General features: G+C 39.6%; 19 protein-coding genes. 10 read left to right on the top strand and 9 right to left on the bottom strand.

Annotated features, from left to right (window positions below):
• Position 1 precedes the first annotated feature (1 nt).
• Positions 2-556: a hypothetical protein gene (locus tag BGP15_RS00815; RefSeq protein WP_286768452.1), complete on the bottom strand. Its 555-nt coding sequence runs from the start codon at positions 554-556 to the stop codon at positions 2-4.
• Positions 557-858: 302 nt separating this feature from the next.
• Here BGP15_RS00815 and BGP15_RS00810 point away from each other — a divergent pair, with 302 nt between their 5' ends.
• From BGP15_RS00810 to BGP15_RS00785, 6 genes are all read left to right on the top strand, one after another.
• On the top strand, positions 859-1446 hold the full coding sequence (locus tag BGP15_RS00810; protein ID WP_046672100.1) for an RNA polymerase sigma factor: 588 nt from the start codon (positions 859-861) through the stop codon (positions 1444-1446).
• 56 nt (positions 1447-1502) lie between these two features.
• Positions 1503-2606: a FecR family protein gene (locus BGP15_RS00805; protein WP_286768451.1), complete on the top strand. Its 1104-nt coding sequence runs from the start codon at positions 1503-1505 to the stop codon at positions 2604-2606.
• Positions 2607-2786: 180 nt separating this feature from the next.
• A complete protein-coding gene (locus tag BGP15_RS00800) occupies positions 2787-6269 on the top strand; it encodes a TonB-dependent receptor (protein ID WP_286768450.1) in 3483 nt (1160 codons plus the stop codon).
• Between the two features lie 24 nt (positions 6270-6293).
• Positions 6294-7961 carry a RagB/SusD family nutrient uptake outer membrane protein gene (locus tag BGP15_RS00795; protein ID WP_286768449.1) on the top strand — a complete coding sequence of 556 codons (1668 nt, stop codon included), beginning with the start codon at positions 6294-6296 and terminating at the stop codon, positions 7959-7961.
• A gap of 11 nt (positions 7962-7972) precedes the next feature.
• Positions 7973-9319: an alpha-L-fucosidase gene (locus BGP15_RS00790; RefSeq protein WP_286768448.1), complete on the top strand. Its 1347-nt coding sequence runs from the start codon at positions 7973-7975 to the stop codon at positions 9317-9319.
• A gap of 353 nt (positions 9320-9672) precedes the next feature.
• Positions 9673-11436, top strand: coding sequence for an LVIVD repeat-containing protein (locus BGP15_RS00785; RefSeq protein WP_286768447.1), 1764 nt, complete (start codon positions 9673-9675; stop codon positions 11434-11436).
• 69 nt (positions 11437-11505) lie between these two features.
• On the opposite strand, the gene BGP15_RS00780 is transcribed toward BGP15_RS00785, so the two are convergent.
• The 4 genes from BGP15_RS00780 to BGP15_RS00765 form a co-directional block, all read right to left on the bottom strand.
• Entirely contained in the window at positions 11506-13920 is a 2415-nt protein-coding gene (locus BGP15_RS00780) for a TonB-dependent receptor (RefSeq protein WP_286752527.1), read from the bottom strand.
• 134 nt (positions 13921-14054) lie between these two features.
• Positions 14055-15170 carry a DUF4374 domain-containing protein gene (locus BGP15_RS00775; RefSeq protein WP_286768446.1) on the bottom strand — a complete coding sequence of 372 codons (1116 nt, stop codon included), beginning with the start codon at positions 15168-15170 and terminating at the stop codon, positions 14055-14057.
• Between the two features lie 94 nt (positions 15171-15264).
• The gene (locus tag BGP15_RS00770) at positions 15265-15867 is read right to left on the bottom strand and encodes a hypothetical protein (protein ID WP_286752525.1); all 603 of its coding nucleotides are present in this window, start codon (positions 15865-15867) and stop codon (positions 15265-15267) included.
• 132 nt (positions 15868-15999) lie between these two features.
• Positions 16000-16533 (bottom strand): sigma-70 family RNA polymerase sigma factor, encoded by a 534-nt coding sequence (locus BGP15_RS00765; RefSeq protein WP_286768445.1) that lies wholly within the window; start codon positions 16531-16533, stop codon positions 16000-16002.
• Positions 16534-16688: 155 nt separating this feature from the next.
• On the opposite strand from BGP15_RS00765, the gene BGP15_RS26890 reads away from it, so the two are divergent.
• Entirely contained in the window at positions 16689-16880 is a 192-nt protein-coding gene (locus tag BGP15_RS26890) for a GtrA family protein (RefSeq protein ID WP_353681971.1), read from the top strand.
• A gap of 97 nt (positions 16881-16977) precedes the next feature.
• Here the strand turns inward: BGP15_RS26890 and BGP15_RS00760 are convergent, their stop codons facing one another.
• Positions 16978-17913 carry a hypothetical protein gene (locus BGP15_RS00760; RefSeq protein WP_286768444.1) on the bottom strand — a complete coding sequence of 312 codons (936 nt, stop codon included), beginning with the start codon at positions 17911-17913 and terminating at the stop codon, positions 16978-16980.
• A 250-nt stretch (positions 17914-18163) separates the two neighbouring features.
• Between BGP15_RS00760 and BGP15_RS00755 the strand changes: the two genes are divergently transcribed.
• From BGP15_RS00755 to BGP15_RS00745, 3 genes are all read left to right on the top strand, one after another.
• Positions 18164-18760 (top strand): porin family protein, encoded by a 597-nt coding sequence (locus tag BGP15_RS00755; RefSeq protein WP_201665801.1) that lies wholly within the window; start codon positions 18164-18166, stop codon positions 18758-18760.
• Positions 18761-18832: 72 nt separating this feature from the next.
• Complete coding sequence (locus BGP15_RS00750) at positions 18833-19870, top strand: sensor histidine kinase (protein WP_286768443.1); 1038 nt, start codon at positions 18833-18835, stop codon at positions 19868-19870.
• 9 nt (positions 19871-19879) lie between these two features.
• Complete coding sequence (locus BGP15_RS00745; protein ID WP_286768442.1) at positions 19880-20608, top strand: LytR/AlgR family response regulator transcription factor; 729 nt, start codon at positions 19880-19882, stop codon at positions 20606-20608.
• Here the strand turns inward: BGP15_RS00745 and BGP15_RS00740 are convergent, their stop codons facing one another.
• From BGP15_RS00740 to BGP15_RS00730, 3 genes are all read right to left on the bottom strand, one after another.
• Positions 20609-21517, bottom strand: coding sequence for a DUF6268 family outer membrane beta-barrel protein (locus BGP15_RS00740; protein ID WP_286768441.1), 909 nt, complete (start codon positions 21515-21517; stop codon positions 20609-20611).
• Between the two features lie 138 nt (positions 21518-21655).
• Positions 21656-22417: an SDR family NAD(P)-dependent oxidoreductase gene (locus BGP15_RS00735; protein ID WP_286768440.1), complete on the bottom strand. Its 762-nt coding sequence runs from the start codon at positions 22415-22417 to the stop codon at positions 21656-21658.
• 36 nt (positions 22418-22453) lie between these two features.
• On the bottom strand, positions 22454-23302 hold the full coding sequence (locus BGP15_RS00730; protein WP_286768439.1) for a TraB/GumN family protein: 849 nt from the start codon (positions 23300-23302) through the stop codon (positions 22454-22456).
• Positions 23303-23349 lie beyond the last annotated feature (47 nt).

The raw sequence follows: 23349 nt of genomic DNA, 5'->3' as shown, positions 1-23349 counted from the left end.
TTTACTTTTTCTTGAGTAAAAGATACAATTTATCGTAATCTTCCCAATCACCGAAACCTGCGAAATTTGGTTTTTCGCTCCATGAAACCATAGCTTTACAATCAAAACAGATCTTAGCGATCCCCATGCATTGCTTATTTTTATAGAACACAAGGATATCTCGAAATTCATAAATACAAGAGGTGTCGACATGATCTGTTCTTGTTTTTAAGAAAAATAGTGAGTCGACAGCACTATAGAGAGATTGATCCAGTGAGCTCCTAACATAGCCTATATTCTTCAAATGAGATAAAAGGGAAAGATCCAACTTATCATCTTCTAATACTGATAACAAAAGACACTCCTTCTCAGATTTATTCTTTTTGTCCTCCAATTCACCTATTTTAAATAAATCAATATCCATAGAATAATACTCCAGTGAATCAAAATTAGATGGTATGGGGACCGAGGACTCTTTTCCCCGCTGTTCTATGGTACCTCCACTATTTATGCAACCTTGCAGATAAATAGCACTGAAAAGTAGGTAGCTAACGGTAAAACATATTATTCTTTGCATACAAATAATTTACAGGCTTTTGAATGGTTTAACTATCTTCAAAATTATCAATTTCATTTTATAATCTAATAATACACATATCGGTATAGAACTGAAATAAACGTTTTTTCTATTCAAGTTATTGGAAAGCGTTAGGAGAAAGCAATAAAAAGCTATCGCAAATATTGACTAGTAGAGAATCATATTAGTCTGTAAATGGGCATTCTTGAAAAACATCAAATATTACGCAATCGTGTGCATGCAAACAAAAACTGAATAGATTTGCTCAACTATGCATTGTTTACTAATATTGTCCATTGATCATGTACAATAAGCAAAAAATAGAAGAAAGGGATCTACTGCAAGAGCTAAAGAATGGGAACTCTCTTGCCTTTCAGAAGCTCTATAACACTTATTTTGCCTTATTATATCTTCACGCAACCAATAAGTTGCAAGATCGCGAAGCCGCTAAGGATATCGTCCATGACTTATTTGCTTCGATTTGGCAAAACAGGTATACGTTGGCTATCCAGGGAGAAATATCTGCCTACCTCCACAGTGCCATACGCTACCGTGTAATAGATCACATCGCCAAAGAACAATCAAAAACTAAGTATTTGGCCTCATTACCTCCTATTACAACACATCATACTGGAGGTACAGACCATTCCCTAAGGGAGAAATTGCTTCAGGAACAAATAGATCGTGTGCTTAATAAGCTTTCCCCACGCGTAAGAGAGGTCTTTGAACTGAGTAGGGAGCACTATCTCAGTCACAAGGATATCGCAAAAAAGCTTAATCTATCAGAACATAGCGTTCGCAGTTATATGAAAGAAGCCCTACGTCTGCTTCGCAGTAAATTAGGAAGCCTGCTTTGGGTAAGCTTACTGTTTTTTTGTAAAATTTTCTAATCCCCCCCCTCTCCCCCCTTCTCATCCGTCATATAGAAGTAACCAACTATATTATCATGATGAACCAAGAGCATGGAAATGGCCCGTCCTTACTTAAGAAATATCTAGAAGGGAAATGTACAACACAAGAACAAGCGCTTGTTGAAGAATGGTATCTTAATCTAGGTGAAGACCAAATTCCATCTGACAAGGAGCTAATTTCGGATGTAATCGAACTACAAAAAAGATTAAAGGGAATCTCTAAAGAGCAGCCTTATAATAATAAAGGGTACATTATAGCAATTGCTGCAATTCTCCTCGCTTTTTTTACAATTGGAACAATACTATATCTACAACGGAATAATAATCAAGAAAGCAAACATGAATTGTTTGTTGATGACATTGCGCCAGGCAAAAACAAAGCGTTATTATCAATAGATGGACAACCAGCAATTGCTCTAGACGGAAAAAATAGCAGCATTATCTCAAAAGAAGGCTCATTGGGATACAATAATGGAACGACGATCATTGAAACGGAGAATGTAAAAACAATCCGGCTTTCAACACCTGCTGCCGGTCAATTTGAAGTCGTGCTGCCTGATGGTACCAAAGCATGGTTGAATGCCTTATCTTCTATCACTTATCCAGCGGCCTTTATTGGTAAAGAAAGACAAATCCAGCTGACAGGTGAAGTCTACCTGGAAGTTACCAAAAATATACACAAACCATTTGTCATACAAACAGCACAACAGCGTATTGAAGTACTGGGGACAAGTTTCAACGTCAATACCTATAATGACAATGGCCGTTCATACACGACACTTGTCAGTGGCAGTCTGCGCATTATGGACACAAAGACTAAACATCAGGCCCTCTTAAGTCCGGGGCAACAGGCAATTGTCAATGGAAAAGATGCTATTGAAATAACAACCAGCGGTATTGAAGATAGTTATGCATGGAAGGACGGTCTTTATGTACTGCATGAGGAGCCTTTGAGCCAATATGCACGCAAGATCGAACGTTGGTATGACGTTGAAGTCGAGATGGGCCCCTATGGCGATCGTAAGTTTTCAGCCATTATCCCAAGGGACGCCAAATTATCTGAAGTGTTGCAGGCTATTGAGTTGAAGTCAAACGTAAAATTCACACGAGAAGGAAGGAGGATTGTAGCTATGCGATAACCTGACAAGAAAAGCTTTTTCATCGACATTCGAGAAGAGATCCGAAACCAATTATTGTGTTAGTTCCTCAGAAACCTGGAACGAAAACCTATAACCGCCAATGTAAATCTGACTAATATGGTCTCCGCAACCAAGGACTGTATAGATGTCAACCTGCATTGTTTATTAAACTTAAAAAATATGAAAAAAGATCATCCAAGGTATTATTACCAATACCTGAAATCTTACAAGACACACCTGTCTATGAAACTAACCTTTGTTCTATTATTGGCTTCCATTATGGCGGCTATGGGAAATGTTCGCGCACAGCGCATTAACCTCAACCAGCATAAAGCACAACTGAAAAATATATTGATTGAGATCAGTAGACAGTCTGGTTACACGTTCATTTATGACGAGAACGACCTGAAAAATATTAAACCGATCACGATCAGTGCTAACAATAAATCGATCAGCTCTCTATTGGATGAACTCTTAGTCGATAAATCGTTAGATTATCAAATAAAGGGACGCTCTATCGCTATAGGGCTTAAATTGGCGCCAAAGCTTATTGCTAAAAACGTCAATGACAATATTCAAAAACGGACAATCACAGGGCGAGTGACAAACGAAAATGGGCAAGCTCTTCCTGGTATAAATGTTCTTTTAAAAGGTAGTACCATCGGCACAAGTACCAATGCCCAAGGGGAGTTTTCCCTTACTGTACCGGAATCAAACAGCATTTTGATTATTAGCTCCGTTGGATATGCAACAGCAGAAATACCCACGCAGGGGAAAAACGAAATCAATGTTGTTCTAAAGGCAGCAAACAGTAACCTCGAGGAAGTCGTTGTTGTCGGATTCGGTACCCAAAAGAAAGAGAATCTGACCGGAGCAGTCGCAACTGTAAGTGCCAAACGTCTAGCTGATCGTCCAATTGCGAATTTAGGTCAAGGACTACAAGGTTTGGTTCCAAACCTAAACATCACTTCGGCCAATGGCAAACCTGGCACTGGTTCTCAATTCAATATCCGCGGTACAGGTTCGATCAATGGCGGTACCGCAGGTCCACTGATTTTAGTAGACGGGGTACAACGTGACCCCAATTCTATTGATCCTTCGGATGTGGAAAATGTAACCGTTTTAAAAGATGCTGCTGCGGCAGCTATATATGGCGGTAGAGCGGCCTATGGCGTCATCTTGATTCAGACAAAGAATCCGAAAAGCCAAAATCCACAAATCAATTATACAGGAGAATACACCATTTCCAGGCCTACCAAAATGGCCAAATACATCAATTCGATCGATTACATTAGGATGCACCGCCAGGCAAATCGAAACGGACAAGACGGCGGAACCACGGCGACAGAGTCTTTTACAGAACAAGATTCTATTCTTGCAAATGCCTACTTTAACGATCCTGCCAACAACCTTCCGGTGTATGTAGACCCTTCCAATCCAGCCAAGTATCGTTATGTAGGAAATACAGACTGGATTAAGGAACAATATCCAGGTTGGGCGCCGATGCAAAGACACAATCTATCATTACAGGGTGGCCGTGGTGCAACTTCGGTCATCACTTCTTTAGGATATCTACAACAAAAGGGGCTTTTTAAAGAGGCTGGCCAAAAGTATCAACGTTTGAATCCATCGATGAAAGTAAACTCTGAGATTACAGATTGGCTAACCTTAACAGGAAATTTCGCCCTCACTCATATAGACGATAAAGAAACCGCCGGAGTCGTTACGGGGGGAACATCATCTGGATGGATCTCTGGAGACTTGAGACCGACTATGCCAATTCGACATCCTGATGGCAACTTTTCAGGACAGGGCAGTTTTACCAATCCTTTCGCTGTAGCGGCTAACAATGGAAAAAGAAAACGATATTCTAATGACTTATGGCTAACCGGAGGAGTGAAAATCAAACCTATCGAACATGTGTCAGTCGTCGCTGATTATACCTGGAATGCCTACAACAACTTCTTACAAAGCCATCAGATTCCTTTTAAGGAATATGGTGTGAATGGGATTCTGCTTGGCACATTTCCTTGGACAAATCCTTCATCTGTATCAGAAACAACAGATAACCATAATTACTTTGCTTTAAATGCTTTTGCTACATACGAAAACACCTTCGCGGAAAAGCATTATTTTAAAGCAATGGCGGGTATCAATCGGGAGAGCAGCCGCTACAAACGATTAGGCATTTTCGCAAATAATCTTGTTGACCCTACCAAACCCGCTATTAATCTAAATAATGATCCTAGACCAAGTGTAACCGGAGCTGAAAACGAGTGGGCACTCTTTGGAACAGTTTTCAGACTGAACTATATTTTTGATAAGAAATACCTATTGGAAATCAATGGTCGCTACGACGGATCCTCCCGTTTTTCTGCAGATAAAAGATACGTCTTCACTCCCTCTGTTTCTGCAGGTTGGCGGATTTCTGAAGAGAACTTTATGGCGGGAATTAAGGATGTTGTCAATGACTTGAAATTGAGAGGATCATACGGTGAATTGCCTAACCAAGGCTTTAACAGTAATGATCTGTACTCTGCGACTAATTTCTATCCTTACCTGCCAACAATGCCCGTAAACAATAGTGTAGGTTATATTTTTGGTAATCAAACCGGTGTAAGTGTGGGGGCTCCAGGGCTTGTAAGCACAAACTTTACCTGGGAAAAATCGGCCACGACCAATTTCGGTCTAGATTTCGCCTTACTTAAAAATCGTCTTACCGGTAGCTTTGACGTTTACGAAAGACGTACACGCGATATGCTTGTTGCAGGGGTTCCACTGCCATCCGTACTGGGAACAGCCGCACCGAGCCAAAATGCTGGTACATTGGTTACCAAGGGATGGGAACTTAGTGTTGGTTGGAATGACCGCATAGGCGACGAGCTTTCCTATGACTTGATGCTTTCGCTATCGGACAATCATGCCAAGCTCACAAAATATCCGCTGAATACTACCAAAATATTCAATAACTGGTATGAAGGTAAATTAGACGGCGAGATATGGGGTTTTGAAACACAGGGTTACTTTCAAAGTCAGGAAGAAATCGATTCGACCCCAAAACAGACCCAAGTATGGGGTGGTACCTGGAGACCTGGAGATATCCGTTATGCAGATTTAAATAATGATGGTAAGATCGACTTCGGCAACAATACGGTCGGTAACCCTGGGGACCGAAAAATCATCGGAAATTCCACCCCTCGGTATTCGTTTGGCCTTAACATGGGGTTAAATTACAAGAACTTCGATTTCTCCGCTTTCTTACAAGGTATAGGCAAACGAGATACCTGGATCAGCAATAGTGCTTTCTGGGGATTTACGAGCGAATGGAATGTCCCTTTTGTCTATGCAACAGATTATTGGACACCAGAAAACAGAGATGCTTATTTTCCGAGGCTACGATTTGGTAATGGTGGCAACTCGCAACAGCAGACAAAATACCTTCAAAACGCTGCCTACCTTCGGGTGAAACAACTTACACTCGGTTATTCATTACCTAAAAAATGGACTGAACGGGCAAAACTTGGTCGTGCACGTGTGTATATTTCGGGACAGAATCTCCTTACGTTTACGAGCTTATTTGATGCCTTCGATCCTGAAGTTCTCAATTTTCAAGATGCTCCACAAAGTAAATCGGTGGCATTTGGACTACAACTTGGATTTTAATTGATAAGATTTAGCTTTTAAATTATGAAAACATTAAAAACACTACTCATACTCGGTTCATTGGCATTTATTGCTTCTTGTAAAAAAGATAGCTACCTAGACAGACTACCTTTGTCCTCGATCACCGAACCAACCTTCTTCAAGAACGAAAATGACCTGATGCTCTATGCGAATCAGTTTTATACTTCTCTGCCTACCCAAAATTTTATCCAAGACAATCAGTCAGACGATAAAGTCCCGAGTAGTATAAACGCTTTTTTAGCTGGCCAATATGTTGTCCCCAATACAGATGCCGGTTATAACTGGACAAATATTCGGAATGTAAATTATTTCTTACAGCGCTACAACAACGCCGAAGCTAGTCAGGCAATTAAAAATCAATACGCCGGTGAGGTCCGGTTCTTCCGCGCCCTTTTTTATTGGGGTCTCTCCAAGCGTTATGGAGATGTTGCCTGGTACAGTAAGGATCTTACGGAAAAAAGTGAAGAGCTCTATGCGCCGAGAACGTCGCGGAATATCGTGATGGATTCGGTCCTAGCCGACCTAAATTTCGCTCTTGATAATATTCCTGCCGACAACGTTTCTGCGGGTCGCTTGCATAAGTATGCCGCTGCTGCGCTCAAAGCCCGGATATGCTTATGGGAAGGAACCCGAAGGAAATATTTTGGCGTCGAAGGGAGCGAAAAATATCTTCGCGAAGCGGTCAGTGCTGCCGAACTTATTATGGGATCAAATAAATATTCTCTATACTCCACCGGGAACCCGACAACGGATTATTATAATCTGTTTATCCAGCAAGAACTCAATGGCAATACCGAGTCTATCCTTGGAAGGCGCTACCTCCAAAGCATCCTAATGAATGGTATCAGCAGGACTTTGGGCGAGACAGGAACTGGTTATAGTAAGGATTTCGTCCAAAATTATCTTTGCTCAGATGGACTACCTACCGCACTTAGCACAAAATATAAAGGGGACAATACGCCTGAGGATGAATTTGCCGATCGCGACCCACGGGCCAAACAAACAATTGCAACCAAGGGCTTCGTATTACTACAAAACAGCGATGGATCGAAAGACATTATCGATTTACCGAGAATTGGAACTAACACTGCCAATACAGGGTATCAGTTGATTAAAGGAAGAAGCTCAGACCCTGCTATGTGGCAAGCCAATCAATCGACTTTGGACTTCTTTATCTTCCGATATGCTGAGATATTGTTGATTTATGCCGAAGCTAAAGCAGAACTAGGGGATATCAAACAAACGGATATCGACAAAAGCATCAATCTGCTGCGAAAACGTGTTGGTATGCCTGATATGATTATTGCTTCATTAAAAAGAGATCCCAATTCGGTATTTCCAGAGGTTCCGGTTCTGATTGACGAAATTAGACGGGAACGCAGAGTCGAACTGGCTGACGAAGGTTTCAGATTTGACGATCTGTTACGCTGGAAAGCAGGAAAAAGAATCGAACGTCCTGAAACTATATTAGGGATGAAACTTACTCCAGCTTTGAGAGCCAAATATCCAGCGGCACAAGTCAATGGTATAACCGTCAATGGCGATTTTTATATTCGGATCTACACTGCACTAGAAAAAAGATCATGGAATGACAAAATGTATTTATTTCCAATACCGTTAGAGGAAATAAGTTTAAATCCTACATTGGGACAGAATACAGGATGGCAATAGTACGAATAAAAATGAAGAACTATATTTTAATGATCCACTTCCTTTTGTCGGGCTTACTTTGTAACGCCCAACAAAAGGAAGTGATCCCTTCTCCGGCCCATGTAGCATGGGCTGAAGCGGAGATCGGGGTGATTTTTCACTTCGATGTTGTAAATTATGTACCTGACTATAAATGGCAACAATGGGGCTCGCACCCTCCTGCCTCAGTCTTTAACCCTAGCAAATTGGACACAGATCAATGGATCAAGGCTGCCAAAGCTGCAGGTGCAAAATATGCTGTGCTCGTCGCAAAGCATTGTTCGGGATTCAGCTTATGGCCTACCAAAGCACATGACTATAATATCAGCAAATCACCTTGGAAAGCAGGAAAAGGCGATATCGTAAAGGATTTTATCCAATCCTGTCAAAAATATGGCATCAGACCTGGCATCTATGCCAGTGCTTCCGCCAATGGATATTTGCATGTGAATAATCCAGGTAAAGTTCAATCAGGAGGCCCACTTACGCAGCAACAATACAATGATGTTGTGAAAACGCAGCTTTCCGAATTATGGTCAAATTATGGTAAGCTGTTTGAAATTTGGTTTGATGGTGGGGTACTGCCCATAAAAGATGGCGGACCAGATATTGCTCCGTTACTAAAAAAACTACAACCTGATGCTGTGGTTTTTCAAGGTCCAAGTGATGCCAAAAATTTAATACGATGGATAGGAAATGAAGAAGGAAGAGCACCGTATCCCAATTGGAGCCGTTCGGATTTTACGACATCAGCTACCGGAACAATTGTGATCGATGGTTTGAACGGCAATCCAAATGGATCACTATGGTGCCCTGGAGAAGCCGATTTTCCGATGCGCACCGGTTGGCAAGGTGGATGGTTTTGGAAAGAAAATGGACAGAAGCTCCTTTCGGTGGATCAGCTAGTGGATTCCTACTATACCAGTGTAGGCAGAAATTCCAACATGTTACTGGGCATTGTAGTCGATACGAGCGGCCTAGTTCCTACGGAGGATGTTGATCGACTAGCGGAGTTTGGCAGAGCATTGGCCACTGTCATATCCCATCCCGTAGCAATCGTTAAAAACAAAGCAGCAAAAGACTTTACCCTAGACCTGAAAACGCCTAAAACTGTAAATCAGGTCATCTTTGGTGAGGTAATACAGCGTGGCGAGCGTATTCGAAAATACACCATAGCCGCCTGGATCGATAGTAATTGGGTAAACGTTGCTTCTGGTGAATCAGTTGGCAACAAAAGGATACATAAGTTTGACAAGATCAAAACATCTAAAATTCGCTTTCATGTCATCGAAGCGACAGAAACGCCACAAATCAAAAGCTTTGCAGTTTATGACATTTGAGCCTCAAGAAATCATTGCCCAAGGAGCAGCGATAAAGGAGTCCTTCTTTAAGCTGCTTTAATACGTTAAATTTCAAATGAGAATTAGAAAAAAAATAACTCCATATAAAAGGGGAACCACAACGACAAGAAGAAACAAAGAATTTCATCTTCAAAAAGTAAGGGTCTGAATTATGTCAGACCCTTTTCTATACATGTAAACTCAGTTGAGCATGTAATGGGAAAATTTATGTTCATTAAAAGTTTACACAGCTAAAATCTAGTAGTAAAACAACTACAGCTTTATAAAAATTAACTGCAACAAAACTTAACTATAAGATTTTTGGTTTACTTTTGCGATAGATATATAATATTATGAAACAGAAATTTTACCTGCCACTTCTAGCATTGACATTGACCGCAATTATTAGCTGTAACAAAAACAATGATAACATTGATGATCCTAAAAATCAATCTGTTGTTATTGACAATAATGCAAGTCAACTGAATGCACGTTTAGATCATCAAAATGCTGGTTTATTGCCGTTATCTAATCTTTTAGCATCCGGTAAGCGAGCAGCCAATGGTTCGACAGTCACTGCTACTCAAAACCCAGACTTCTCGTTAGCATTGGTCGCACAAGTCGCTCCTCCGGATTATGAAGGCAATAAGCTTCGTGCAACCCATGTTGCTGTTTCGGGCAACTACGCTTATGTAAGTTACAATACCGAAGGCGATCGATATCTTGGTGGTGTCGATGTCATCGACATTTCAGATATTAACAAGCCACGTCTTATCGTAAATGCCAAATTGCCGAATATCGACATAAGCTCATTAGCGGTTGATGGCAATAGCCTACTCTTAGCTGGAGCAGCAGATGAAGGTGTATTGGCAAAAATGACCTCCCCTGCAGTTCTTATTGTTTTACCGCTTCAGAATGGCTTACCTACCGATGCTTATCGTTATACAGGTCTACCAAGTTATGTGGCAACAGATGTTACTTTTAACAACGAAAGCCAGTATGCTGTTTCAGGTAATGCTGGTGCTATTTCTAAAATCAATAAATCTTCGGGTGCTATCGAAAAATCGGTAACTATTGCGGATCTCCTATCTGTAAGAACATACCAGAATCAAGTGTATGTGCTTTCAGGAACACAGGGGATAAAAGTTGTATCCAATAATCTTGATCCGGTTAAAACAATCAATGTGGGTCAAAATCCAAGTTCAGCAAAGCGTACTATTGATTTTTACAGCAGTTATCTTTTAGCTTCTGAAGGCGCTCAGGGCTTGGGTATTTATAGTATAAATACAGGAGCTTTGGATAAACGCATTAGTATTCCAGTAAGTCCTGATGACAGCAACATGGATCCGGAAGATATTGTGACCAATGCTGTATCCACAAACGACAAACGTGTGTTTGTTGCCAACGGTGGCGCTGGTATCGCAGCTTATCAATTTGACACACAAAACAACTTTAACTATATTGGTAGTGCAAGTTTCAATGCGATTGACAATAGTTCAAGTAATTTTGTCATCAGTAGAGATAACTATGTTTTTGTCGCAACTGGAAAAGGTGGCTTAAAAATTCTTAAACTCATCGATCTGAAACCAACAACTCCGAGCTGTAATGGTACTTATCCTGCTTTCACAGGCAGTACACAAGGAGACCTGAATGTTAATAGTGAAGCGAGCTACTCGGATACAAAAACATTTGCTTCAAACGTAAATATCAACAGGAATTTTAACTGGTGTGGAACACTTAATATCAATGGAAATTCTGTTAACATCAACAGCGGTGTATTCAACATGTATGGTTCAATAGCTTTGAAGCAAAACATTAACGTCAATTCAACGATGAATTTGGTAGGTTCAGGCGTTATTGGTGGAACCTTTACCGTGAACGGGAGTGGCATATTGAGCGTAACAGGTTCACTTTCTCAGGGAACTGTCGGATCAAAATCCACTTCATTTATCAATGGTAAAGTGGTTATTGACGGTGAAGTTGTCGTATACGGTAACTTGACTATTAATGGTAGCGGAAAGGTAGAATTTGCCAACAGTAAGTCTAAATTAATTGTTTATGGAAGTCTTACAAATTGGGGAAGCGTTACTAACGGAACAATTACACAAGTCAAATAAGACATTGTATAGCTATTAAGCAGATCATAAAAAAGCCACATCATCTGATGTGGCTTTTTTATGATCTAGTTAAAACCTCAGGCTGAGCTGCACAGCAAAATTACGTGGCATCTGAGCCACGATTACCCCCTGTCCTGCAAAATATTCGCTATTGGTCAAATTATTCATACGCACTGCAAATCGATATTTATCTCTTTCCAGAAAAAGAGATGTATTGACCAGCGTGTATGCCGGAAAGGTGAACCGACCTGTCGCTTCTTGATCTACAGTAATCTGCTCACCGACACGGTTAACACCAAGTCCGATTCCAAATCCATGAAGGGTTCTATTCTGAAATACATAGCTAAGCCAAGAGTTAAAGACATTTGCCGGTCCTGCAGATGCAGGTCTTCGCCCTTCAACTGAAGCATCAGCTTTCTGAAATTTACTATCGTTGTAAGTATATCCGGCCATAATATTTAATCCTCTCACCGGGTTAGTGATCAGTTCAAATTCAACACCTTTACTACGTTGTTCTCCATCCTGGATCGTGACAATAGCAGATTGTCCATCCTGGGTAACTTCAATATCCCTGCTCATATTATTCACCGTGATATCATAATAAGATGCAGTCATGTTGAAGCGATTTTTCCAAAGATTAGCCTTTAATCCCGCCTCCCATTGTCCAGCCATTTGCGGCTTTAAAATATTACTATAACCTACAATTCCTTTATTGTCAACCGGTGCAACATTACTAAAGCCATTCATGTAATTCGCATAAGCTGAAAGCTGCTCCTTTACCAACTGATAGACCATACCAAATTTGGGGGATAAAGCTGTTTGTTTATATTCTCCATCACGAACGTTCGTATTCAGATTGAGCTGTCCTCTGGAATCAAAATGGTCTAAACGCAGACTTAAAAGGGTAGTCCAGCGATCTGTCAGGTAGACAACATCGGAGATATAAGCGCCATAAACATTGTTAGATGCGTAGGTTCTGATCATATTGCCTTTTGATTTCTGAATACTTGCCGTTGCCAGTTCCCGGGAAATAAAACCATAGCCACTTGTCAGATTTTGGGCATTTACGGTATCGTACTTCACGATAGGTGAATGGTTATTACGTAAGGACTGATTGAGATAATCAATTCCAATTAGCAGTTTATTTTTAATGCTTCCCAACTGGAATGTCCCATTGAGATTGTGTTGTATGCTTGTTGAAGCAGCCTCAGAATTGTTCCATTGCACGTTGCGCTCAAGCAAAGCATCACTGGTATTCCCGCGGATGAACTGATACTGATAAAGGCCTTCCGTTTTACGAAAATTTCTAGAGATAATGGTCTGGGAAGTCCAGGTATCTGATATCCGATAATTGATCTCACCTTTGATATTAATTGCCGGAGCTTTCAATGTCATATCGTTATTAGAATAGGATCTTGTCCAGTCAAAACCTAACTCTTTCGGTGTTCTGGCAAAAAATTGGCGGTTTCTGCTCAAGAAGATAATAGGCGTATTAGTACCTTCGTAATTATAGATTTGTGCTCCAAGGTTAAATGTCAAACGGTCACTGACCTGATAATTGAACGTTGGCGCGACAAAGAATGATTTTCTGAATTCGGAATCCCTAAATCCATTCTGATATTGATAAGCACTATTCAATCGAAATAGTGTTTTTCTATTGCGATCTACAGGACCATAGACATCGGCAGTCAGTCGATTGAGATTAAAACTTCCAAATGTATAGGCTACTTCGCCACCAAAATAGTCACGGGGCTTCTTTGTCGTCACATTAATCAATCCGCCAAAAGAAGTCACGGCACCACCATACAAGGTTCCTGCTGGTCCTTTGATTACTTCTATACGTTCTATATCTGCTGGATCAATCTCCCCATTTGTCGTAGCGGGGACGCCATCCACCATAGAAACCTTCGTTGGAAATCCCCGCAAACTGTAATAGAAGCTACCGTCGCCACTACCTCGACCAGGACTACCCTGCATCTTAATCATACCAGGTACATTACGCAATGCATCAGAAACGTCAGTAGTCAATTGCTCCTTCATGATCGTTTGGTTGATGCTGGTATATGCCTGCGGATTTTCCATATAAGATAGTGGCATCTTGGCAATCATTGTTGTATCCTGATCCAAGAATTTGTTTCTTTTATATCCATACACGGTTACCCCATCTAAATTGTTCATTTTTTTGATCACATAAATGACAGGAAGGTTGTCTGCATTTTCCCTAATACTGATATTTTCACGGATAATCTCCACGTCATTGACAGAGGCCTGAAGAATGTATTTTCCCGGAGGTACATCATTAAAATAGAATTCACCAGCGGCATTGGTCCTAGTCTGGTAGGCCGTATTCAGGAGTCTCAATAGTGCATCTTTTGCCGGAATGCTTTCGGATATCATAATCTTTCCTTTGACTTTGTCCTGCGTTTGCGCCGTGGCAGCAAAGGATAATATGCAACATAAGAAAATTGATAAAACTGATTTCATAACTGAAAAAATAAAAAAACATGAATAATATATATACAACAACAAATATTTACACTAAACGAAAAAAACTAGTCAATAACATTCCCATTGCTGTTAGCAAACAGCATTTCAATTATTCGACAAATATTTTATCGTTATCTGATACGGGCGATATAGATACCACTTCCGCCAAGAGCCTCTATTCTAGTTTTGAAAATTTGGCCATCATCCTGTTCAAGAAAATGATAGGTACCATCTTGCGCTCCGAAATTGGAAAAATATTGTTTACCATCCACCTCACCCACTGGATAAATGGTTCCATATTTCTCTAAAAGAGGTTGATCCTTATAGGTCATTTTATGCAAATCAACCACCGCCAATTTGGTCGGGTAGTTAAACCAGGCCCCGGGATCTTCTGGAACTCTCCATCCCTTTTCAATATACTGCACCAGTACATCTTTACCTTTGATATAAATAACCGACACGATACGATGCGCATCAAGTACTTTCTGAAGATCGACAAAGAAGTCCGTATCAAAGTTCCCATCTTTCTGAACCTTCAACAAACCTCCTGTTGGCGGTGAATCTACTACAGGTGAATAATCCTGTGCTCGCGCGATATACTTAGAAGGTCTGTAATACAGGTCGCCATTCAAAATATCCACAGCAAAATTATTATACCCTAGCGACATACGTGAATCACTTGTATACTGTATTTTCTTTCCCTTGTAATTGAAAACAGCAACCTGGGCATTGGTCGGAAATTTAGCAAAGCTATTGGGATTTGTTCCTATAGGCAATAGTACGGTATGATCGTCCGTTACAAAGGAATAATAGGTGTTTGTATTGACTTCTGTAGCTTTTCCCTTCGGAAGTGGTTGTACGTTCAGAGATGCTGTAACACGCATTGTAGTTGGATTGAACTGGATAATCTTTCCGTCGGCAAGAAAGAATGCGTAAGCCTCTTGCTCGGAAATAAAGGCTAACGAACCAAACGATTCACTGTTAACTAAGCTTTTGAAATGAATAGAGTCAGTCGCCGTTATCTTCATCTGTTTATCTACATGATACTTCCTCAGCATAGCAGAGATACCATCCCAAATGTAAGGATGCTCGCCATAGGAATATATCGCATTTTCGCGCCCCAAGAGCAACATATCTTTGGGATCAACTTTTTGGGGTATATCCCGATAGGCTCCCAAATAGAACATCCGCCCTTTGGGGGTATTCACACGCGTTCCGATCACAAGCAATCCATTATCGTTATTCATCTTACTATTTGACGGACTGTTGCAAGCAGTCAGAAAGAGAGCTAGCAGACAGATCGTTAAAATAGCGTAATTTGTGATTCGAAATCTGTAAATTTTATACATTGTTTTTAGCTTTTCCCGCATATATTTTCACATCACCGCGGATGAAACGCGAACAATTATCTTCTGGTGAAAGATTGCTTTCTTGTACAATAGAATGTTTGCCATCGATGGTTTCCAGATAATAGGTCTCGCCTGGTGCCAAGGTGTATTTCTCGCCGTTGCTACATTCAATTGATTTAACTTTAGATGAACGGTTGAAGACCTGAAGGTATCCCGAAAATTGTAATCTGCAGTGGTCGTCCAAAATCTCAACATCACCCTGGGCAGAAGTAATGACAATGGCATCGGAGTAGCGCTGATCGCGTGAAGTCAATTGTTGGCAGATTAAACCTATTAGTAATAGTAATCCAAGAGCCGCTGTCAACGGAAGGTAGTCACTTTTTTTCCGTGTCCCCACAAGCTTGACTACATTTGTTCCTATTATATTTTCATGAACACGATCCCATACAGATGCTTTCATGGCATACAATTCATTCGTTGGGATAATACTAGTTTCAACTGAATGATCATCGAGCCATTCTTCAACTGCTTTGCGTTCGGCTTCGCTGGCCGTATGCTCATTATATCGTTTTAAAATATCTGGGTTAATTTCCAAAATACAGCTCTTGTGTAATACGTATTGTTGTTATATCAATTTTTCAAAGGAAACGTCAATTATCTAATTATAGCCCCTTTATTAGTATAGTTGGCCAAAGTACCTAATACCCTTAGTCTGTTTTGATTTTTTTTATATTTTTCGATCGATACTATTTTTGATCGCTTTCAAAGCTTTGGTCAGATGTGCTTCAACAGTCTTTTCAGCGATTGACAAACGTTGCGAAATCGTACGGGTATTAAGCCCCTGTTCTCTGCTCATAACAAAAACTGTTCTGCACTTGGGAGGTAACTGATCGGTTATTGCATGGATCCTCTTCTTTAAATCCCTGAAAAAGACAGTTTTCTCAGTGACATTATCGCTCTTTTCCTGCTCAATATAAAGCTGCTTAAGATGTATGTTCCGACGATTATTGGTTTTGAGGTAATCTAAAGCTGCGAGTTTAGCAGCACGATTCAAATAATGTTGTATAGGGATGGATAGTTGGATTTCAAACCTTCTTTCCCAAAGTCTGAGATAAATATTCTGTACAAGTTCTTCTGTGATCGCGTGGTCTCTTACCTGTTTAAAAATAATATTGAATAACTGCTCGGAAGTATTCCTATAAAGGACCTCAAAATCATTAGGAGTCTTAAAATCAACAATTATGGTATTTTCGCTCTTCACAGTTATTTAGAATAAATCTAATTTAATGCAATTATAAGAAAAGATAGCGATGTAATCCTAATTTTTTCTCAATTCAAACCATTTGTCAATCATCTACCCGCTATAGGTAGGCAGATTTATATATTTGTCAAGTTCTAGGATTTACGGTTTATACGATGTTAGGTAGATATCTATTCTCCAATCTCGGTTCTTTATTGATAAATTACCTTCTGTTGAAGTTATTTGTTGAGCAATTTCTTTGTTATCCTACTCCATCACAAATTCTCTGCACTTTTATTGTTACTATTTATAGCTTTTTAATGCAAAAGAAGTTTACTTTTAGTCTCTCGTTAAAAGAACCAAACTAACGGCGAATTTCAAGGTATTCTACAAAACAGAAAACCATGCACTACACGCCTCATGAAAGTAAATGCCTACATCGCTAGTTTAGTAGAATAAATAATCTTATTGCAAAATAGTCAGTGGGGTCAGCGGAACCTTTTGCTTCCAGGTACCCTTCACTTGGAATTCGTACCCGGATGTTTTATTCTTGATGGTGAAGATATAATTGCAAGTTCTTTCGAGGTATTTAAATTCACCTCTCACGGTCATCTGGGCATTGGCTTTGAGCAGCAATTCTTGTTTATCTCCAGATTTAATATAATTTTCAAAAGTTTTGCCTTTGCTGTAAGGAACTTTACCTTGCCAGCGAACTCCACCATTTACCATTAATTCATCCATGAAAATCGTAGAATCTGTTTTATTGAGCCAGTCAAAAGCACCGTAGCTGTCACTTATGAATTCGGAACTATATTTTACGTCCTTAAAAATGGCAGTGATATCGACTTTTCGCTCTCGATTTGAGCTATTTACCAGATTCATCGCAGTACACCCTTCGGTACTGACATAGATCTTCCGGTTTTCTTTTACTTCTTTGATTTCTTTTTTGACCAACTCATATCCATCAGCCCTAGTTTGAATAAAATTCACTTCATCCATTTTATCCGCTGACAATATGCCAATGGCAAAACTCCTGGGCTGATCACTAAAATTTTCCAATAAGGTCAATTTAAGCTCGTTATTAATTGTTTTTTCCAACTTTAGCCATCCACCGTCAACTCCAATCGAGCCCGTAAGCTCCAATTTGAGCTTTTTTCCAGTGGAATCTTTCAATATTTCTCCTGTAAGGACATCTTTGACATAGGACACATACCATAAATCCGCTTTGATCGGAATCACATTTTCCTTGATTCCGGTTTGTAAGTTGACAGCTTTAAAACCGGGATCTATTAGACCTCCTTGTGAATTAAGTCCTTCTTTAGAACAGGATGTTAGTATAAGCAGACAAAACGGCCATACCAGATAGGAAAAGGAAAACGTTCGCTTCAACGGATTTTTCATGAAATCGATTATTTGTACAACACAATTGACCAAACAAAATCTATCTTGTAAGTTAAAAAAAATAATAGACCTTTTCCCATCAATCCTAGAAAAAAGACGCTTAAGCCAGAAATCTTGACAAACAAATAGAAATCTTGACAGACTAATCATCCCTATAATAACCTTCGTCACTCCAAAAATGCCGTTCGTCAAACTCTTTTTGCCAAGGAATTGATCCTTTGTTCTTTTGGACAAATTAAAACAATATAAAATGAATAAAAACGCAATTTTATCATGCATCGTATTATTTGCCATGATGTTTAGCAAAAAACTGTTTGCTCAGGAGCAACCTTTCATTCAATTGGGTATTAAAGGGGGAAGTAGTCTCAACAAACTCAATACCGAATTAGCAGACTTAGATGACAAATATGCCATAGGATTACACGTAGGGGGTATGGCAAGAGTTAATCTTGGAAGAGCTTATATCCAGGGTGAAGCTCTTTTCAATAAACGCAAAGCAGCCCTTAAACCGCAAGGGCAAACCGAAAGCAAACTCAAATGGAATGCGATTGATATCCCCGTCGTTGCAGGCTACAAAATCTACCAAAATCAGGACATCAATTTCCGAGTATTAGCTGGTGCAATTTACAGCTATACGCTAAACGACAATTTGCCGCCTCTCAAAGCAATACAACAGGGAATCAAACATTTTGACAAATCGAACTTACAAGTTACCGGCGGTTTGGGAGTCGATATTCAGCGATTTACACTTGATGTTCGCTATGAACGCGGTTTTTCTGACCTTAACAAATCTTTTAAATCCAAACCACAGGCATTTTCTATTGGATTGGGTTACTTTATCTTCTAAAACAATGAATAAGTTTTACCTTTGGAGCTACCTAGGAATCAGGCTCCAAGGGTATTTTTTTTAAATCGTGATATGTTCAAAAAAGACTATTTAAATAAACATCTTTTCCTTAGCCTCTTTTGGCTTGTACTTGGATTTGCAGTATGGATTCAAATAAAAGATGAATTCAATGCGTTACAGGCCCTATTCCATACATCACTAATTATGGTTTCGTCCATTGTTGTATCACAATGGCTGAGTGACCGGGTTTTGCCTGAAGCGATCAAGACTCGACAAATGAAACCTTTTGTGCTGAAAGCGATCGCTTTTGTGATCATTTTAGCTATTTTAATTGGTGGCATAGATTACTACTTCATTCTCACCAAAGAAGGAATATCTAACCATGAACGGACAGATCTAATACTCACTCATTTCTATCAAGGTATTCCATCTTCCCTACTGATCAATGGTACGGCCTGCGGGATTAGATTTTATCAGGAAAATACTGATATTCAACGCATACACAGTCAATTGCAGCAGAATTTCCTTGAAAGTCAGGTGAAATTTTTACAGGATCAGGTCAATCCTCATTTTATGTTTAATGTCTTGAACCATATTCATATCCTCATGAAAAAGAATGTGGAAATGGCCGATTATTTGCTTCTGAAATTTTCGGACATTCTGAGGTACCAGCTCTATGAGTGCAACCAACCCCTCGTACTTTTAACACGCGAACTGCAATATTTACAGGATTTTATAGCCATAGAAAAAATGCGATGGGGCGACGAACTGGATGTAAGCTGTTCATGGAATCAATCTTCAAAGGATTTATATATTGCACCATTGATGCTCATCTGTTTTGTCGAAAACGCATTTAAACACGTAAACCGTCTTCCAAATCAAAAAGGAGGCATAGAGTTATCCTGTGTTGAGGAAGAAGGAAAACTTCAATTCAACATCAGTAATAGTTATCAGGACTATCCGCAATTAGCTTCGACTGGGCACTCGGGCATAGGGCTGGAAAATGTAAAAAAAAGACTGGAACTGCAATATGAAAACAACTATTCGTTAACAATCCATAAACTTGACAACAGTTTTACTATACAACTGACCATCGATCTTAACAGCTAACTATTGACAATGGAAGAAATTAAAATGAAATGTATCATCGTAGACGATGAACCTATGCTGCGCCAACATATTGCCGAAATGACCGAGCAGATCGATTTTTTGGATTTAGTGGAAACATTTCCTTCAGCACTAGCTGCAACTTCGAGGTTACAGCAGGGCGATATAGATCTTATTTTTTTAGATATTAATATGCCCTATCTCAATGGTATAGACTTTTTAGACTCCCTTGAAAACCCGCCTTTATGTATCTTCATCACAGCTTATTCAGAATATGCTTTGGAAGGATTCAGACTTCAAGCTGTTGATTACCTCCTCAAACCTATAATTTTCCAGCGTTTCTATCAGGCCAGCACCAAAGCTTATCAGCTTTTTCTACAGCGGAACAAACCCTTACAGGAAAGTAGTCCGAATGACAATATGTTATTTGTAAGACAGGGGGATGCTTTTGTTAAAATCTCCTGGACAGATATTCTGTACGCGGAAAGTATGCAAAATTATACAAAACTTCACTTTAAAGAGCGTACAATTACAATCCATCAAACCATGTTAGCTTTGGAAGAGGCATTACCCGGCAACCATTTTTTTCGTATTCACAAATCCTACCTAGTCAATGTAAACCACATTGACATCATTACTGGAGGGAGAGTATATATACAGGACCAAGAATTGCCAATCTCGCGCACAAAAAGGGAGGAGCTTCTCCAAAATATTGTTTTTAAGAAGCTCCTTAGCCGATGATTAAGGCATATTCCATTTAAATGCTACGGAAGTATAGAAAGTCGGTGAAAATCGGGGATCTTCCTGGGTTTTATTCTTGAATAAACTCTTTAAGGATCGATCATTTTCTACATACAATCTGGCAAGTGTGCTTCCGCCGGTCAGCTGGAGCTTCAGGCTCTTGCCCAAATTGAACTGAGGCTGAAGCCCAGCTGTCAATAACATAAAACCGGCCAAAGTAGATTTCCCATTCTTTTCTCGCTCTGCAGTCATACCATCTAGATTAACGACAACACGAAGATCAACCAATTCATTGAGGTGATAGGATGCGGATAGACCTTGCGGGAAATTCACATTGAACTTCACTTTTCCATTTGTTTTCCAATCAAAATACAAACCTGGCAGGATCATTGGCACGCCAAAACTATTGCTCAATACAGGTCCAAATCCAAACGCTAAATTCGGTCTAAATTTTTTAATAAAAAGCACACCTCCCTGCCCCAGTATATCCTTACCATTTACTTTAACGAGGTCTGAATAAATCCCAACGGAGGCGAAAGTCAATAGAGACCAATTTTTCCTTAATGAGGTCAGGTATTGAAGTCCCATTTCCGCATTGAGCATTTCAGTCGGGAATAAGGATTCTTCATACCCTCTATTTTCCATCTTTGCATAAGCTGCCCCTATCTTCCAGGACCAGCGTTTTATATTGCCAGAAGAGTCTATTTTGGTGGATAGTGGAACTTCCAGGTTAAACTGCATTCTCCTAAAATCGCTCTTTGAACCTGTCTTAACACTATCTTCAGGGCGAATATAATTTGATAGTGGGACATAATCCACAGCAACCTGTCCCGATACTGCATTTTGAGCATGTGCAGTCAGCGTAGTAAAACCGCTGAGTATAACTGCACATAATACTTGTTTCCTCATGTTTTTTCAACAAAGGAAGCTTTTGGACGGCTCAAGCACCAATCTTTTTGATATAGTGCATGTATACGTTGACCAAATGCAAATTTATCGCGATGTCAAAAAATTTATAACGGCAAGAAGTGCGGATCAAAAGCAATGTTATAGATTAAAATCACACATTGCTGGCATATTAATTTCCTTTACACAGCTTGCCGCCGAAGTAGAGATAATAAATCGTAATGCTTGGATTACATCTTGCAGGGGAATAAGATTACCTTGTGTTTGTACAATAACGTTTTCTATTGTTTCATTATGATCAAATTCTGTCGCTAAATAGCCCAAATTTAATATGGAAACACCTATTTTATCTTTTCTAAGGTTTTCTCGTAAGGAATGGACAACACCACGTAATGCAAACTTTGTCGCAGAGAATGCAACTTCTTTTCCACTGTGGTTATCTAAACCCCAAGTCGAACCAATCAATATAATCTTAGCGTTGGACGATTGTCTTAAATTATCTATTACCGACTGTACATTTAAAATGCAAGACGTAATATTCGTATTGATTAAGTTTATTATTTCGGAGGCGCTGTTATCTGCAAAATTATACGCTTCCGTAAATGCGTCTTTTTCCCATATCCCAACATTATAGATAAAATAATCAATCCGTTGATTTCCTATTACCGCCTTTATCGTCTCCGAAGATTCTTTCGGTTGGGATAGATCGGTAGCAATCCATCGGATGTCTGAATTGGCACTTAAATAATTTGGTTCATTCCTGGAAATACCAAATATTAGATCATTCTCATTTGGCAAATTCAACGCTATAACTCTGCCTAATCCCCTACTTATACCAAAAATCAAATATGTCTTGCCACCTGTTTTCAATATCTCTACTGTTTCGTTGTGCTCGGATGCCATTTTTCTCTTAGTTTTAAATAACCACTAAGATAAGATTTATTTTATAGCCTCCACTTTGAATCCCTTTTCTCGGAGTAAGGTAATCAGCCCCTGATCACCGGCCAAATGCCCTGCGCCAACGGCAATAAAACAGGATTCTTCATTGATCATAGGGGGTATCAGGTTACTCCAATTCAAATTTCTCCCAATTAACAATTTTTCTTTTTGTTCTTTCGTCATCCAGGCTGGATCTTGGAGCAATTTTGTCAACTCTTCCAAATTCTCTGATTTATAAGCTTGAACCATCTTGACTGTCAATGCAGGGTATTCGTCCAACTGAAAAACAGATTCCATGAACAATTTGGGTGTAATAAGATCCTTCAGCAAATTAAATTGAAAATCAGGTGTCTCCAACTCTCCTATTACCTTTCCTTGGCTGGTCGCAAGTGCTGACAGCTCGACCTCATAAGACTTCATCTTTGTCGGATCCGGGCAATTAAATCCTTTCATCGAGAACAAGGATATAACAGCAACAGGTGATACATAATCCAACAATTTGATTGAAAGCTGCTGTGCGATCAACACGCTGTCCATCTTTTTGATATCGTCTTCAGAAAATGACTTTATAAAACTCGGATCCGAAACAGTAAATGCCTGTAGAGATTTTGCATTTTCTGGTTTGGAAAGATCAACTTCAAAAACTACCTTTTTACTAGCATTGAGTGCATCTAAATTCTTCTGTTTGATGACAAAGTCGTCTGGACACAACATATGGATCGTACCGAACAAATAAGAATCTTGTTTTAGACCATTACCGGAAATTTTCCATAACATCGAACTGTCTTGGGCAAAGCTATTAATGGTTATACAAATCAGCAGCGCCAATAGAAGTAATGTCTTTTTCATAAGATCGTATAAATTGATTTTTTATATAAAAAAATATAATTTTTGGC

The organism is Sphingobacterium sp. 40-24, assembly GCF_001899705.1.
In the GTDB taxonomy this organism is placed as follows: domain Bacteria; phylum Bacteroidota; class Bacteroidia; order Sphingobacteriales; family Sphingobacteriaceae; genus Sphingobacterium; species Sphingobacterium multivorum.
The sequence above is the reverse complement of the archived record's forward strand: the minus strand, read 5'-3'. Positions and strand labels throughout refer to the sequence as shown.

Excerpts from the sequence above, each read along its gene's own strand:
- BGP15_RS00810 (WP_046672100.1), top strand. The coding sequence starts at position 859 with ATGTACAATAAGCAAAAAATAGAAGAAAGGGATCTACTGCAAGAGCTA.
- BGP15_RS00755 (WP_201665801.1), top strand. The coding sequence starts at position 18,164 with ATGAATAAAAACGCAATTTTATCATGCATCGTATTATTTGCCATGATG.
- BGP15_RS00760 (WP_286768444.1), bottom strand. The coding sequence starts at position 17,913 with ATGAAAAATCCGTTGAAGCGAACGTTTTCCTTTTCCTATCTGGTATGG.
- BGP15_RS00780 (WP_286752527.1), bottom strand. The coding sequence starts at position 13,920 with ATGAAATCAGTTTTATCAATTTTCTTATGTTGCATATTATCCTTTGCT.
- BGP15_RS00745 (WP_286768442.1), top strand. The coding sequence starts at position 19,880 with ATGGAAGAAATTAAAATGAAATGTATCATCGTAGACGATGAACCTATG.
- BGP15_RS00815 (WP_286768452.1), bottom strand. The coding sequence starts at position 556 with ATGCAAAGAATAATATGTTTTACCGTTAGCTACCTACTTTTCAGTGCT.
- BGP15_RS00735 (WP_286768440.1), bottom strand. The coding sequence starts at position 22,417 with ATGGCATCCGAGCACAACGAAACAGTAGAGATATTGAAAACAGGTGGC.
- BGP15_RS00790 (WP_286768448.1), top strand. The coding sequence starts at position 7,973 with ATGAAGAACTATATTTTAATGATCCACTTCCTTTTGTCGGGCTTACTT.
- BGP15_RS00805 (WP_286768451.1), top strand. The coding sequence starts at position 1,503 with ATGATGAACCAAGAGCATGGAAATGGCCCGTCCTTACTTAAGAAATAT.
- BGP15_RS00775 (WP_286768446.1), bottom strand. The coding sequence starts at position 15,170 with ATGAATAACGATAATGGATTGCTTGTGATCGGAACGCGTGTGAATACC.
- BGP15_RS00795 (WP_286768449.1), top strand. The coding sequence starts at position 6,294 with ATGAAAACATTAAAAACACTACTCATACTCGGTTCATTGGCATTTATT.
- BGP15_RS00785 (WP_286768447.1), top strand. The coding sequence starts at position 9,673 with ATGAAACAGAAATTTTACCTGCCACTTCTAGCATTGACATTGACCGCA.
- BGP15_RS00750 (WP_286768443.1), top strand. The coding sequence starts at position 18,833 with ATGTTCAAAAAAGACTATTTAAATAAACATCTTTTCCTTAGCCTCTTT.
- BGP15_RS26890 (WP_353681971.1), top strand. The coding sequence starts at position 16,689 with ATGTTAGGTAGATATCTATTCTCCAATCTCGGTTCTTTATTGATAAAT.
- BGP15_RS00740 (WP_286768441.1), bottom strand. The coding sequence starts at position 21,517 with ATGAGGAAACAAGTATTATGTGCAGTTATACTCAGCGGTTTTACTACG.
- BGP15_RS00730 (WP_286768439.1), bottom strand. The coding sequence starts at position 23,302 with ATGAAAAAGACATTACTTCTATTGGCGCTGCTGATTTGTATAACCATT.
- BGP15_RS00800 (WP_286768450.1), top strand. The coding sequence starts at position 2,787 with ATGAAAAAAGATCATCCAAGGTATTATTACCAATACCTGAAATCTTAC.